8 protein-coding genes are annotated in these 13,001 nt (G+C 39.1%); 5 read left to right on the forward strand and 3 right to left on the reverse strand.

Going from position 1 to position 13,001, the window contains the following annotated elements; all coding sequences use genetic code 11:
• Positions 1 to 8: 8 nt before the first annotated feature.
• Positions 9 to 317: a hypothetical protein gene (locus tag ACTRWE_RS12460; RefSeq protein ID WP_010390782.1), complete on the reverse strand. Its 309-nt coding sequence runs from the start codon at positions 315 to 317 to the stop codon at positions 9 to 11.
• A 173-nt stretch (positions 318 to 490) separates the two neighbouring features.
• Here ACTRWE_RS12460 and ACTRWE_RS12465 point away from each other — a divergent pair, with 173 nt between their 5' ends.
• The gene (locus ACTRWE_RS12465) at positions 491 to 1,603 is read left to right on the forward strand and encodes an efflux RND transporter periplasmic adaptor subunit (RefSeq protein WP_138764613.1); all 1,113 of its coding nucleotides are present in this window, start codon (positions 491 to 493) and stop codon (positions 1,601 to 1,603) included.
• A gap of 21 nt (positions 1,604 to 1,624) precedes the next feature.
• Positions 1,625 to 4,786 carry an efflux RND transporter permease subunit gene (locus tag ACTRWE_RS12470; protein WP_138764614.1) on the forward strand — a complete coding sequence of 1,054 codons (3,162 nt, stop codon included), beginning with the start codon at positions 1,625 to 1,627 and terminating at the stop codon, positions 4,784 to 4,786.
• Positions 4,787 to 4,851: 65 nt separating this feature from the next.
• Here ACTRWE_RS12470 and ACTRWE_RS12475 read toward each other — a convergent pair whose 3' ends face one another.
• Both ACTRWE_RS12475 and ACTRWE_RS12480 read right to left on the reverse strand, forming a co-directional pair.
• The gene (locus ACTRWE_RS12475; protein ID WP_462880104.1) at positions 4,852 to 7,032 is read right to left on the reverse strand and encodes a GAF domain-containing hybrid sensor histidine kinase/response regulator; all 2,181 of its coding nucleotides are present in this window, start codon (positions 7,030 to 7,032) and stop codon (positions 4,852 to 4,854) included.
• Positions 7,033 to 7,534: 502 nt separating this feature from the next.
• Positions 7,535 to 9,229 (reverse strand): GGDEF domain-containing protein, encoded by a 1,695-nt coding sequence (locus tag ACTRWE_RS12480; protein ID WP_138764604.1) that lies wholly within the window; start codon positions 9,227 to 9,229, stop codon positions 7,535 to 7,537.
• A gap of 220 nt (positions 9,230 to 9,449) precedes the next feature.
• On the opposite strand from ACTRWE_RS12480, the gene ACTRWE_RS12485 reads away from it, so the two are divergent.
• The 3 genes from ACTRWE_RS12485 (at position 9,450) to kynU (ending at position 12,948) form a co-directional block, all read left to right on the forward strand.
• Complete coding sequence (locus ACTRWE_RS12485) at positions 9,450 to 10,751, forward strand: metal-dependent hydrolase family protein (RefSeq protein ID WP_138764603.1); 1,302 nt, start codon at positions 9,450 to 9,452, stop codon at positions 10,749 to 10,751.
• A gap of 125 nt (positions 10,752 to 10,876) precedes the next feature.
• Entirely contained in the window at positions 10,877 to 11,710 is an 834-nt protein-coding gene (locus tag ACTRWE_RS12490) for an alpha/beta hydrolase (RefSeq protein ID WP_138764602.1), read from the forward strand.
• 2 nt (positions 11,711 to 11,712) lie between these two features.
• Positions 11,713 to 12,948 (forward strand): kynureninase, encoded by a 1,236-nt coding sequence (gene kynU / locus ACTRWE_RS12495; RefSeq protein ID WP_138764601.1) that lies wholly within the window; start codon positions 11,713 to 11,715, stop codon positions 12,946 to 12,948.
• The last annotated feature ends 53 nt before the right edge of the window (positions 12,949 to 13,001 follow it).

A 13,001-nucleotide genomic window follows, 5' to 3' on the forward strand; every position in this document is an offset into this window, starting at 1 on the left:
TAAGTGGTTTAGTCGTCTGGTCCTTTTAGGGTAAATACTAAATGTTTCCGCATATCTTTTAAAATTACGCCTTTTTTGAGCATGGCACCGCTTAAGCGTTTTTGCCACTTTAGTAGCTCAGGCTCTGCGGCTGTAAGTGCTTGTTGGTTTTCAAATTGAAAACACATTAGTAAAGAACCTGGAAATAAATGATATTCCACATCAAACCAGCATTGCAGCATACCTGGGATTTCAGCACGGCCTTGCTCTTCTATTTTGTCAGCAACATTGAGAACGAGAGCTTGTTGTTTTACTTGCACAGCAGATAGTTTTTTCATGTGGAGATCCAATTTAGAGGCTAAAAATACAGCCGGAATATTGCATTATACCTAAGCTTTCAGGGTGATAACAATGTTAGCCATACTTTAAATTAGATGGCTCACTGTGAATATTGATTGTGGTTAGTTTGGTAGTACAACCAGTTTGAATACACTATTTATCAAGGGAAATTATGAATTATATAGCTGTTTGTTTCGTTATTATTTTTATGTTGTCAGGGTGCTCTGAAGAGCAAGTTTCTGAGCAAAAATTAAAACCTGTTTCTGTCATAGAGTTAAATAAAACTAAATCGTTTGATAGTCGTATTTTATCAGGTGTTATCCAACCTGCTAACACAGCCACTTTAATGTTTGAGGTTAGCGGAAAGGTCGAAGACGTTTTTTTTGAAATTGGTGAGGCTTTTGAAAAAGGTGAGCCGTTAGCTAGGCTGGAACAAACAAAGTATTTATTGGCAGTGCAAGAGGGCGAAGGGCAGGTCTCTAATGCGAAGGCTATGCTGCTAAATGTTAAGCAAGATTTTGAGCGCAAAGCATCACTGGTTGATGATGGCGCTGTGTCACGCGCGCAATACGATGTAGCAAAGTCGCAATATGAGAGTGCCAAAGATAAAGTCGATATTGCTAAAGTTCGACTAACGATGGCAAAAGAAGAGTTACAAGATACCACGCTAATTGCGCCCTATGCAGGGACTATTTCAAAACGTAATATTGAACCTTCACAACAGGTAAGCCCAAATACGTCTGCATTTATAATTCAAGGTAAAGAAAATTTTGAAGTCTCTACCCTTGCCCCTGAAGCGATTCTCTCCTCATTAGCTATTGATAAGCCTGCTAAAGTGACTATTTCAGCGTTAGATAAAACGTTGAATGCCAAAATTAAAGAAATTGGCACAGCTGCTCAAGGCGCGAATGCGTTTCCTGTTATTTTAAAGATATCTGAAAATGATGTTGCAGACATTAGAACGGGTATGAGTGCTGAAGTACAATTTAAACAACAGCAGGAAGCCACAGATGCTTTTGTAGTACCTGTAAGTGCCATTATGGCGCAAGAAAATAATCAGCATTTTGTTTTTAAGCTGGTACCTACAGCGCAAGCTGAATCACAACAAGCAGGTTATGTTTTACAAAAAATAACCGTGGACGTAGTAACGTTTTTTGCGCAGAAAGCGCAAATTAAAGGCGATTTAAAAGAAGGGGAGCGAATTGTTAATGCGGGAATGGCTTTTTTACACGATGGGCAAAAAGTGACGCTTATCGAGGGTGAAATCAAGCGCCTTAATCCATAACCCGTGACGGAGATTTAAACGATGAAAATCCCTACTATTTCAGAGCTTGCTCTTGATCATAATCGCTTGATGCTGGCCATCGTCTTTGGCCTTATGCTATTTGGCGCATTTAGTTATTATCAACTACCCAAACAAGAAGATCCTAAAATAAAAATTCGTGAGGCGGTTGTAACAACCGCTTACCCTGGCATGAGCGCAAAAAAAGTAGAGCTGTTGATCACTAAAACACTCGAAGAAGCGATACGTGAAATGCCCAGTATTGCCGAAATTCGCTCAGTATCTATTCCAGGCCGCTCTATTATTCACGCAGAGCTCAAGCAAAGTGTTGAGCAAAGTGAGTTTGATCAGCAGTGGGATATCCTGCGCGACCAAATTAACGCGGTTCGAGGCGAGCTACCCAGTGGTACTTTACCTTATGTAATTAATGATGATTTTGGTGATGTTGCCGTTTTAACGGTGGCACTTATTGCAGATCCCGCTTATAGCATGGGGGATCGCCAAGATGTGGCGCAACATATTGCCGATATGATGCATCAAGTCGAAGGCACAAAAAAAATTGATATTTTGGGTATTCAACAAGAGCGTATTTTTATTGAAACTAAAAACGCTAAGCTCGCTCAATTAGGGATTGCACCCACACAATTGATTGCGGCTTTAAAAAATCAAAATATTATACGTCCCAGTGGCATTATTGATGCCGATGGTGAAAACTTTATTATCCAGCCTTCTGGGAATTATCAAAGCCTAGCTGATATACGCAATACGCTGATCACTGTTCCCAATCAATCACAAACCATCTTATTACGTGATATTGCCAAAATAAGCCGTGAAGTGATCGACCCCCCATCAAGAACAAGTTACTACAATGGCCGTCAAGCCATTATTTTTGCAATCTCTAAGGATGAACAAGCGGATGTGCTGAAATTCACTCCTAAAATGGAAGCGATGATAGCTCAAATTAATCAAACTATACCTGCGGGCTATCAATTAAAAAATATTACCCGACAAGCTGATGTGGTTGCCGATGCTGTATTTGGTGTGAGCTTTAGTGTGTTACAAACCATTGTTGTTGTCTCTATTGTGGTTATTATGTTTTTAGGTCTACGCACCGGCTTGATTGTAGGTTCGATTGTACCTGCAGCTATTTTAATCACGCTTTCAATTATGAACTTTATGGGTATTCCGCTGGAGCGTATGTCGCTTGCCACGTTAATTATAGCGCTTGGGCTACTGGTTGATGATGGCATAATAATGGCTGAAGATTTTAAAAAGCGTATCGAAGAGGGCGAAACGCGTGACGAAGCTATTCGTAATACCTCGGGTACGCTTGCGATACCCTCTTTAACCTCATCGTTGACTACTATTCTTGTGTTTTTGCCATTGATGTTGGCGCAAAGTAGTGCGGGTGAATATACACGCTCTATTTCGCTGGTGGTGTTAATTGCATTGCTTATTTCATGGGCGTTGAGCCTAACCTTTACTACTTACTTGTGTCATCGCTTTGTGAAAAAGGAAACGAGGCAAAGGCAAAATATTATTCGCCGGAAAATTAATGGATTTTTCGATAGCCTTAGTCCGCTTTATGAAAAAGTATTAAGACGAATTATGCGCGCTCGTATAGCTTTTGTTGCTGTGATATTGGGGCTATTTTTTGTTGGTGGTTGGGCTATGAGTTTAGTGCCAGCTAAGTTTTTTCCAGACTCCGACCGCGCACAAATTTTAGTGTATTTAGATATGCCAGCTGGTACGTCAATGCGTAAAACTGATGCAACGATACAAGCCATTTTAAAAAAATTGGATGATAAAGCGCGTTTTCCGCATATTAAAAAATATGCTGCTTATGGTGGATTTGGCGGGCCACGGTTTGTTTTGTCACTCACACCGATTGATCCTGAGCCTTCAAAAGCATTCTTTATGATTGATGTTGGAGAGCGAAAACTAGCTGAGCCAACAATAAATAGCGTGCGCGACATGTTTGCTCAAGACTTTCCTGAAGTTATGGGGCGCGCCACTAAAATGTTTTTAGGGCCATCAGATTCTTCACTGATAGAGATTCAAATTAAAGGCCCAGATAGTAATTATATTTATTATATTAGCGAGGAAATTAAAACCTTATTGCGTAATACAGACGGCGCATTCGATATTAAAAGTGATTGGGAAAACCGCATTACTACACTTAAAGTTGAGGTTAACCAGCAAAATGCTCGTCGTGCTGGGGTTAGTTCAAACGATGTTGCCCAAGCATTAGAAACCTACTTTTCGGGACGCACAATCTCTGAGTTTCGTGAAGGTGATGACATATTCCCCATTGTATTAAGGGCACAAAACAGTGAACGTTACGATCTGGACCGTATTAACAGCGTAAATGTTTATTCTTCGGCTCGAGGCGTTAATGTACCTTTAATGCAAGTGGCCGACATTCGATATGAAACGCAATTTGCGCGTATTGCGCGTGAAAATTTATTTCGTACTGTAACAGTACAAGCTAAAAACCAGATTATGTCGGCGCAAAGTATGGTGCCATTAATTGAAGGAAAGCTTGATAAAATACGAGAAAAATTACCCCCTGGTTATGAAATAGAATATGACGGTGTAATTGGAGACTCTGCGGAATCGCAAGCGTCAATTTTAGCTAACTTACCACTGTGTATTGCCATTATGGTGTTTATTATTATTGCGCAATTTCGCTCTTACCGTGCAACTAGTATTGTGTTTTTGACTGTGCCATTGATCATCATTGGTGCTGCTTTTGGTCTGTTGATTATGCAGGCAAACTTTGGGTTTATGGTTATTTTAGGTTTATATGCGCTTGCCGGTATTATCATCAATAATGCGGTTATATTAATTGACCGTATTAATATTGAACGTAAACAAATTGAGCACAGTGATCAACAAACCGCTGAGCAGTATAATCAGCAAAATTATGAGGCGGTGATCAGCGCCTCTTTAAGACGTTTACGACCTATATTAATGTCTACTTGTACAACAATAATAGGCTTAATGCCGCTCATTTTATCTAAAGATGTTTTGTTTTATGGCCAAGCAAGCACTATTGCGTTTGGTCTTGCAATGGGAACAATTTTAACATTAGGGTTTGTTCCGGTTGTGTATACTTTTTTCTTTAAAATAAAGCCGGTTAAAGCAGATAAACAACAAACCCAGCGTGAGTTAGAGCAGGCTTAATACGAAGAGCTGATAATAGTTTTATCCCTATTTAGTGGCAATTTTAGCCACTAAATAGGCCTGTTTTATTCATGCTTTATTTGTTTAGATAAAAACAAGTTAGTAACGTCTGCGACTTTGATTAACGACTTTTTATCAGCTTGACTCCAAGTTACCTTTGAGCCCACACTTTCACAACAAATGACACCTAACGGTTTGCTATTAAGTGTATAAATGTAATCAAGTAAAGAATAAATATCGAGTGGCTCAAAGTAAGAGTGAGAGAACGGCTTGGTTACTTCGTTATTTCTGGCATCAGAAGCGTCGAGTACTTGGTTAGCTAAAATATAGTTGAAATAAGCAGGGGAGTTTTCTGTGTATAGAACAGTTCCACTTGACACGTCATTATTTTCATCAAGGCAAATTAAGCAATTTAATGTACTGTATTCCTTATTAAATAACCAAAGGCTCACTCGATTAGCATTGGGAATAAGCGTTTTTAACTCTTTGCATATTTGCTTTAGCTTCCGGTCGCTAGAAACATTAGGATCGCTAATTTTTACTGCTAAGTTTTTTAGGTTGAGGTTTTTAGGATTATAAACATTGAGTAAGCTATTGATCTTAGCTTTATCAAACGGTTTAGTTAAGTAGCCATCCATACCAATATCTAAATAATGCTCAATGTCTTGTTTTAGGGTATTTGCTGTCATAGCTATAATCGGAACTGTTTTACCTGCAGGGAGTGCTCTAATAGCCTGTGTGGCTTTTATGCCATCCATTTCAGGCATTTGTATATCCATGAAAATTAAGTCTACCGAGTGCTCCTTGAAGTACTTAACGCATTCTTTACCGTCCTCTGCGATAATTAAATTAGCATTATGTGCTTTGAGCATTTTAACAATAATAAGCTGATTTATTTTATTATCTTCGGCAATTAAAACAGTACTACCTTGAAGGTTTGTTATATCAGTGCACTGCTTCGAGGTTGGTGGCAATAAAGCAATCTCAAAGCTTTGCTCATAGGTAAACGTGGAGCCCTTATCTATTTTGCTGGTAAAGCTAAAGTGCCCCTGCATTAACTCACTTAAACGAGCGCAAATTGATAAGCCTAAACCTGTGCCTCCATATTTCCTTGAGGTTGATGAGTCGGCCTGATGAAATTCTTTAAATAAATGCTCTTGAACAGTCTCATTAATACCAAGGCCTGTATCAATAACTTCAAAGGTGAGTACTTGTGTTTGCAATGTACTATTTTTAACACTTATCTTCAGTTCTACTTGGCCAAAGTTGGTAAATTTAATCGCATTTGAGCACAGGTTATTTAAAATTTGCGAAATCCGAAGAGGATCGCCTTTTAAATTGTCTGCTATTTTTGGGTCTATCGATGTAATCAGCTTTATGCCTTTAGCAGATGCCTGCTGTAACAGGGGTTTTATTACATCGCTAATAACCTCATTAAGACTGAAGTTGATATGTTCAATTTCTAATTTGCCAGCCTCAATTTTAGAAAAGTCTAAAATATCGTTAACAATATTTGATAAGTAATGTGCTGACTTTAATATGCTTTTTAAGGTGCTGTTTTTTTCCTCTGTTGTTGTCTCTGAGATAGCAAACTCAGCTAAATTTAAAATTCCATGTAATGGGGTTCTTAGCTCATGAGTCATATTTGCCAAAAATTTACTCTTTGTGTTATTGGCGATATCCGCGGCTTCTTTTAACTTTTCTAGCTCTTTATTGTGTTCTTTTTGTTTTTCTAACGCCATAAACAGCTTTTTATTATTAAGCCGAAGCTCTAATTGCGCAATGACCTCTTTGCTCAAAACCGTGAGTGCATTTATTTGTTTGCTTGAAAGCTTTTTTGGTTTATCGCTAATAACACATAACGTACCTATAGCGTTTCCTCTTGGTGTGATGAGAGGTGCACCTGCATAAAAGCGAATATTTGGGTCGTTTGTAACTAAGGGATTATCGTGAAAGCGGGTGTCAGTAAGTGCATTTTGAACTTCGAATACTTGGTTTTCTAAAATTGCGTGAGAACAAAACGAGATATCTCGTGCGGTTTCGGCTACATCAATACCATGCTTTGACTTAAACCATTGCCTGTCAGGATCAACAAGACTTATTAGTGAGATTGGCGTTTCGCAAATATCAGATGCAAGCTGGGTTAAATCGTCAAAGGATTTTTCAGCTTCAGTGTCTAAAACGTCATACTCATATAAGTCTTTTAGCCGTGATAGTTCATCCTCAGGTGTTGACGCTTTTATCATTATGTAACCTTGTTTTTGTTATGCTTAACAATGAGTAATAGAATAAAAATAATAACGCATTAGCTAGGGTCTGTTGACCTTTCAAGGTTAAATTTGCAGCAGTCTGTTTGGCATTTAGGCAAGGCAGCGCCTATGTGGTGTGGTTGTTCCCCATAAATAGGCGATAACGCAGCATCAATACCAAACAGGCGCTGCCCGAAGGGTTCTGCCTAGGGGCGATTTACTCTTTGTTGCTCGGTTTTTACTTAGCCCACTAGGTTACAAACCTCGCGCCGCGATTAAACCGCCCCTAGCTTGAACAAATTTTAATCCGCAAAGGTCAACAGACCCTAGTATAAAATGAAAAAATACGCGTTTAATGTCAATTTGCTTAAAATGTATTTTTATTTACCAATTCATTTACTGTTGAAAATTTAAGCTAAATTATTGTGCTTAAGTATTTAGCTTATATGACCTTTTAAATTTTTACGAATTGATTTAAAACAATCCGTCTTATAGCGAGTCAATCAACAATTTTATTTCGACCACTATTTTTTGCCTCGTATAAATAGTCATCAACGTATTTTAAGCTGCTTTGTAGGCTAATTGTGCCATCGTGGGTAAGCAGTCCAATACTGACAGTAAAGCTAATATTTTTATTACGATAGTAAACTTTATGTTCATTCACTGCGTTTTTAATACGCTCAGCTGCTTGCTTAGCTTCGTCTTTGTTTGTGTTAGGCATAATAATTAAAAACTCTTCACCGCCAAGGCGAAATACGGCGTCATTTTTTCTGGTGAGGCCATGTAAAATATTAGCGAGTTCTTTTAAACCCTTATCTCCAGCTTCGTGGCCGTAGTTATCATTTATGGCTTTAAAGTGATCTATATCGAGCATTAATAATGAAATATAGGTATTTTCATCTTGTGTTTTTAATAGCTCATCGGTAAGAAACCTGTATAAGGTTCGCCTATTTAAACATCCTGTAAGTGGGTCTACATTAGCCTGTTTTTCTAACTCTTTGTTAAGTGTAAATAGCTCTTGAGTGCGCGCCTGTATTCGTTGCTCTAAACTGGTATTAAGGGCTATGAGTTTGTGTTCTATGTTTATTTCTTTGCTTACATCGTTTTGCACCGCAAAGTAATAAGCGATTTTTCCATCTCTATAAATCGGCGATATTGCCAACTCATTCCAATAGGGGTCCCCACTTTTGGTGTAGTTTAAAATTCGGGTGCTTATAGGTAGCCCTTTTTTGAGATGAGTTTTAAGTTTAGCTATCGTTTTTAAATCAGTGTTTTCACCTTGTAAAATAGAGCCGAGTTTTTTGCCTTCGACTTCAAAAAGGCTATACCCTGTCATTTTTTCGAATGATCCATTAACCCAAATAACATGCTTATTTTTATCGGCAATGACCATTCCTACCGTAGTTTCTTTGAGTGCGGTAACTAAAAAGTCTCGTTCAAGGGCTATTTTTTCACTTCCTGTTATATCCTGAAAAATGCCGTATAGCTTAGTAATTTCACCATTTTTATTTCTTGATACGTTACCGCTTGATATCACCGTGCGTTCTTGTTGGTCGTCATCTACAACACGTAATTTTATACAACTCCATTCTTGCCCAGTTAAAAGCGCATTTTCGACAGCGCTGGCTATTTTGGGCTTATCATCTGCATGATAAAAGTTTATTGCAGTATCTAACTGTGGTGAATAGCGACTAGGGGAAACACCATGGATAGTGTAAATTTCATCGGTCCAAAATAATTGGTTGCTATTACAGTCCAGCTGCCAATAACCTACTTTTAAAACTTCGCCTGCGTTTTCTATGATGGTTTGTAATTCGTTATTACTAATAACAGAGGACACTTGGGCAAAATGCTGGTTAAAAACTAAAACCATATATTGATGTTGGTTTTGATCCACATTATGTAAGCAGCAATTTAGTTTAATAGAGTAATCGGTTGCAAATGTGAGCTCAATATCAAATTGGTCTAACTCATTATGTTGCGATTTTAGTGCGAGAATTTGTTGTTGTAATAGTGTTTTGCTTTGAGTTGTACAAAAGGCATACAGGCTTTCAATGGTTGGCATGTTTTTGGTTGTAATATTTAGCTCTGACCACCCATCTGAGAGATAACTGAGCTGATGATGGTTATCAAATACCATTAAAAGAAAGTTGCATTTTTCTAGCAGTGCAATATTTATGTCTTTAATATCCATAAGCTCCCTACATATGAAAAGTATTACAACAATATGGTTGAGTATAGACATCTTCTTTTATTTTTTCCGTTTGAAGGCAGTGTAAATAGTGGTCAGAATTTTTACTAAAAACGTATTTCAGGTTTGTTTTTGTGACTTTCCTGATAAGGTATTGGTTGTATAACAATATTTTAACGTTATTTCGTTGCTGTTAACGAAAAGCGAATCATTGGAGATTTTCATGAGCATATTTCGATTGAGTGTTATTACCTCGATTTTTTTAGCCGCAAATTTTTGCGCCAGCAATGCACAAGCCAATACTAAAGTGATTCATGCGGGAGAGCTATTAAGCGTCCCTGGCGAAAAATCACAGCAAAAACAAACTGTAGTAATAGAAAATGGCAAAATAGTGTCTGTATCCGCTGGTTTTTTACCGGCCTCTCGATTTGGTGATGATGTCCAATTAATCGATTTATCGACCAGCTTTGTTATGCCAGGGCTTATGGATATGCATGTGCATTTACAAGGTGAGCTTGGGCCAGATAATAAAAAAGAACTGGTTGAAATGTCTGATGCAGATGTAGCAATGCGCAGTGTTCATTTTGCTAATAAAACCCTAATGGCGGGATTTACCACCGTGCGTGATGTAGGTAGCCAAAGCGAGCAAATGTACGCATTACGAAAAGGGGTGGTGAATGGTTGGGTTAATGGTCCGCGTATTATTGCCGGTGCCGGAGTTACTATTACTGGTGGGCATTTAGATGTTGATGGTATGAGTCCTGATTTACTTACCATAAAAACGCCACCAACAGTGTGTGATGGCGCAGTTGAGTGTCGTAAAAAAACACGTTATGCAATTAAGTATGGGGCGGATTTAATTAAAGTGGCCTCTACCGGTGGTGTACTTTCTGATACCACCACGGGGACAGGTCAACAAATGGAAGACGATGAGCTCAAAGCCATTGTAAAAACCGCACATGGGTTAGGACGAAAAGTAGCAAGCCATGCCCATGCTGCACAAGGTATTAATGCCGCACTTCGTGCAGGGGTTGATAGCATTGAACACGGCAGTTACACCGATGAAGAAGGCATCAAGCTCTTTAAAGAAACCGGCGCTTACCTTGTACCAACGTTGTTAGCTGGCGATACCGTGGTTAACCTAGCAAAGAATTCAGATTTTATGTCTGCACCTATTAAGGCTAAAGCAACGAGAGTGGGGGGCGATATGCTCAACAACTTTACTAAGGCTTACAAAGCCGGCGTTAAAATTGCTTTTGGTACTGACAGTGGCGTATCAAAGCACGGTATTAACGCAAAAGAAGCCGTATTGATGTATGAAGCCGGTATGAGTACCTCCGATATTTTAAAGTCGGCAACCGTCAATGCTGCTGATTTAATTGATATGAGCCAGAGTTTAGGCACTATAGAGCCTGGTAAGTTTGCCGATATTATTGCCTTAGATTCCAGCCCACTTAGCGATATTAGCGCTTTAATGGATGTTGATTTTGTGATGAAAGAAGGCGTAATTTTCAAACAACAATAAACACTATATTTATTTTATTATGAATGACGTTATAACGCTGGTAGGTCGTACAACAAAATGTTTGTAGACGATTGACCAGCGTTATTTTGTTATACCGTTTTTAGGTAAAAAGGAAGTAGTTTATTTTGAAGAGCTTAGTGGTTTTATTTTTTAGTGTATGGCCTTTGTTAGCAAATAGTGCCTCGCAGCAACCAGTTGAATTTCCTGATGTTGAAAATGATGTAGCTTATGCAAAAGTGGCTTCATTGGGATTTAACTTAGCCGATGAAAAAATAGCCTACGGCAGTGATGAGTCACAGTACGCATTACTTTGGCGCGCAAAGCAAGCACTGGTGCAAACGCCGTTAGTTATTTTACTCCATGGTGGCTGTTGGCTTAGTGAGTACGATATTAAACACACGTATGCGTTAAGTACGGGGCTTGCACAAGCTGGTTTTAATGTGTGGTCATTAGAGTATCGAAGAAGTGGTACAAGCGGTGGTGGCTGGCCTGCAACGTTTAATGATATAAAAGCCGGTATTTTAGCGGCAAGTACTTACAATAATGGCGAGTTTAAATTAGCTGACTCGGTTGCTGTAGGGCACTCTGCTGGTGGGCATTTAGCACTGCTTGCGGGTGGTGAAATAAGCCAGCTTAAAGGCGTTATTGGCTTAGCCCCTATCACTGATATAAAAGCATATGCACGTGGTAATAACAGCTGTCAAAAAGTGACAAAAGATTTTATGCAAGGTATGCCAACTGATAAACCTAAGGCTTACACGCAAGCTAACCCGAGTGAGCAGCCACTTCATCCCCAAAGCATTATTTTACAAGGCGACAAAGATGCCATTGTCCCCGCTTTTAATTTAGCGCAGCTTAAACGCCCGGTGGTGATGCTCGAAGGCGTGGGGCATTTTGATTGGATCCACCCAGGAACTGAGGCATTTAGTACACTAATAAAAAATTTAAATGAGATATAAAAATGAATTTTAATGAGATTGTAGCGCTTGATAAAGCCGATCCGCTGGCTAATAAACGCGATGAATTTGATTTACCCGCAGACACTATTTATCTCGATGGTAATTCACTAGGTGCCTTGCCTAAAGCCGTTAAGTCGCGCGTGGCAGAGGTGGTAAATCAACAATGGGGTAGTCACTTAATTAGAAGTTGGAACGATCACCAATGGATTGATTTACCCACTCAGGTAGGAGATAAAATAGCGCCGATTATTGGTGCTGCAAAAGGCCAAGTGATTTGTTGTGACTCTATTTCAGTTAACTTGTTCAAGCTGTTAAGTAGTGCGTTATCGTTAAACCCTGGCCGAAATGTGGTGTTATCCACGCAAGATAACTTTCCAACCGACTTATACATGGTACAAGGGTTAAGTGACTTATTAGGCCCTGACTTATGTCAGCTTAAATTAGTAGCAGAGCAACACATTGAACAAAGCCTTAGCGATTCAGTGGCTGTGCTGCTATTAACGCAGGTGAACTTTAGAACCGGGCAGCTATTAGATATGCAAAAGCTGACCAAGCTTGCCCACGAAAAAGGCATTTTAGTGATATGGGATTTAGCCCACAGCGCGGGTGCTTTACCTGTTGAGCTCGATAACTGTAATGCTGATTTTGCTGTTGGCTGTGGCTACAAATACTTAAACGGCGGCCCGGGCTCGCCTGCATTTTTATATGTGGCAAAACGTCATCAGGCTAGTGTAAAGCAGCCACTATCAGGCTGGATGGGTCATGCTAAACCATTTGCTTTTAATGCTGAATATCAGGGCGCTGATAATATAAATCAGTATTTGTGTGGCACACCGAGTGTGATTGCTATGAGTGCGTTAGATGCCGCCCTTGATGTATGGCAAGATGTAGATATTTCACAAATAAGAGAAAAGTCGATTGCACTTGCCGAGGTATTTATTAAATTGCTACAAACACATTCATGCTTAAGTGATTTGCGTTTATGCTCTACTGAAAATGCCTGTCAAAGAGGTAGCCAATTGGCGTTTTCACATACAGACGCGTTCGCTATATGCCAAGCGTTAATTGAAAAAGGGGTTGTTGCTGATTTTCGTGCGCCCAATATATTACGCTTTGGTTTTACACCTCTTTATACCTCATTTGAAGATATATGGAATGCGGTCACGATTTTGGCTGAGGTGGTTAAAACCCAGCTATATACTCAGCCACGTTTTAATTTAGCAGGTAAAGTAACGTAACGTTATGATGAGCCATTATTCAATAATGGCTCATCAAATTACTTAAGTTAAAA

The organism is Pseudoalteromonas sp. G5_S1_54_S4, from assembly GCF_054968565.1.

Coding starts and splice junctions, on each gene's coding strand:
- ACTRWE_RS12460 (WP_010390782.1), bottom strand. CDS start 317: ATGAAAAAACTATCTGCTGTGCAAGTAAAACAACAAGCTCTCGTTCTC.
- ACTRWE_RS12465 (WP_138764613.1), top strand. CDS start 491: ATGAATTATATAGCTGTTTGTTTCGTTATTATTTTTATGTTGTCAGGG.
- ACTRWE_RS12470 (WP_138764614.1), top strand. CDS start 1,625: ATGAAAATCCCTACTATTTCAGAGCTTGCTCTTGATCATAATCGCTTG.
- ACTRWE_RS12475 (WP_462880104.1), bottom strand. CDS start 7,032: ATGATAAAAGCGTCAACACCTGAGGATGAACTATCACGGCTAAAAGAC.
- ACTRWE_RS12480 (WP_138764604.1), bottom strand. CDS start 9,229: ATGGATATTAAAGACATAAATATTGCACTGCTAGAAAAATGCAACTTT.
- ACTRWE_RS12485 (WP_138764603.1), top strand. CDS start 9,450: ATGAGCATATTTCGATTGAGTGTTATTACCTCGATTTTTTTAGCCGCA.
- kynU (WP_138764601.1), top strand. CDS start 11,713: ATGAATTTTAATGAGATTGTAGCGCTTGATAAAGCCGATCCGCTGGCT.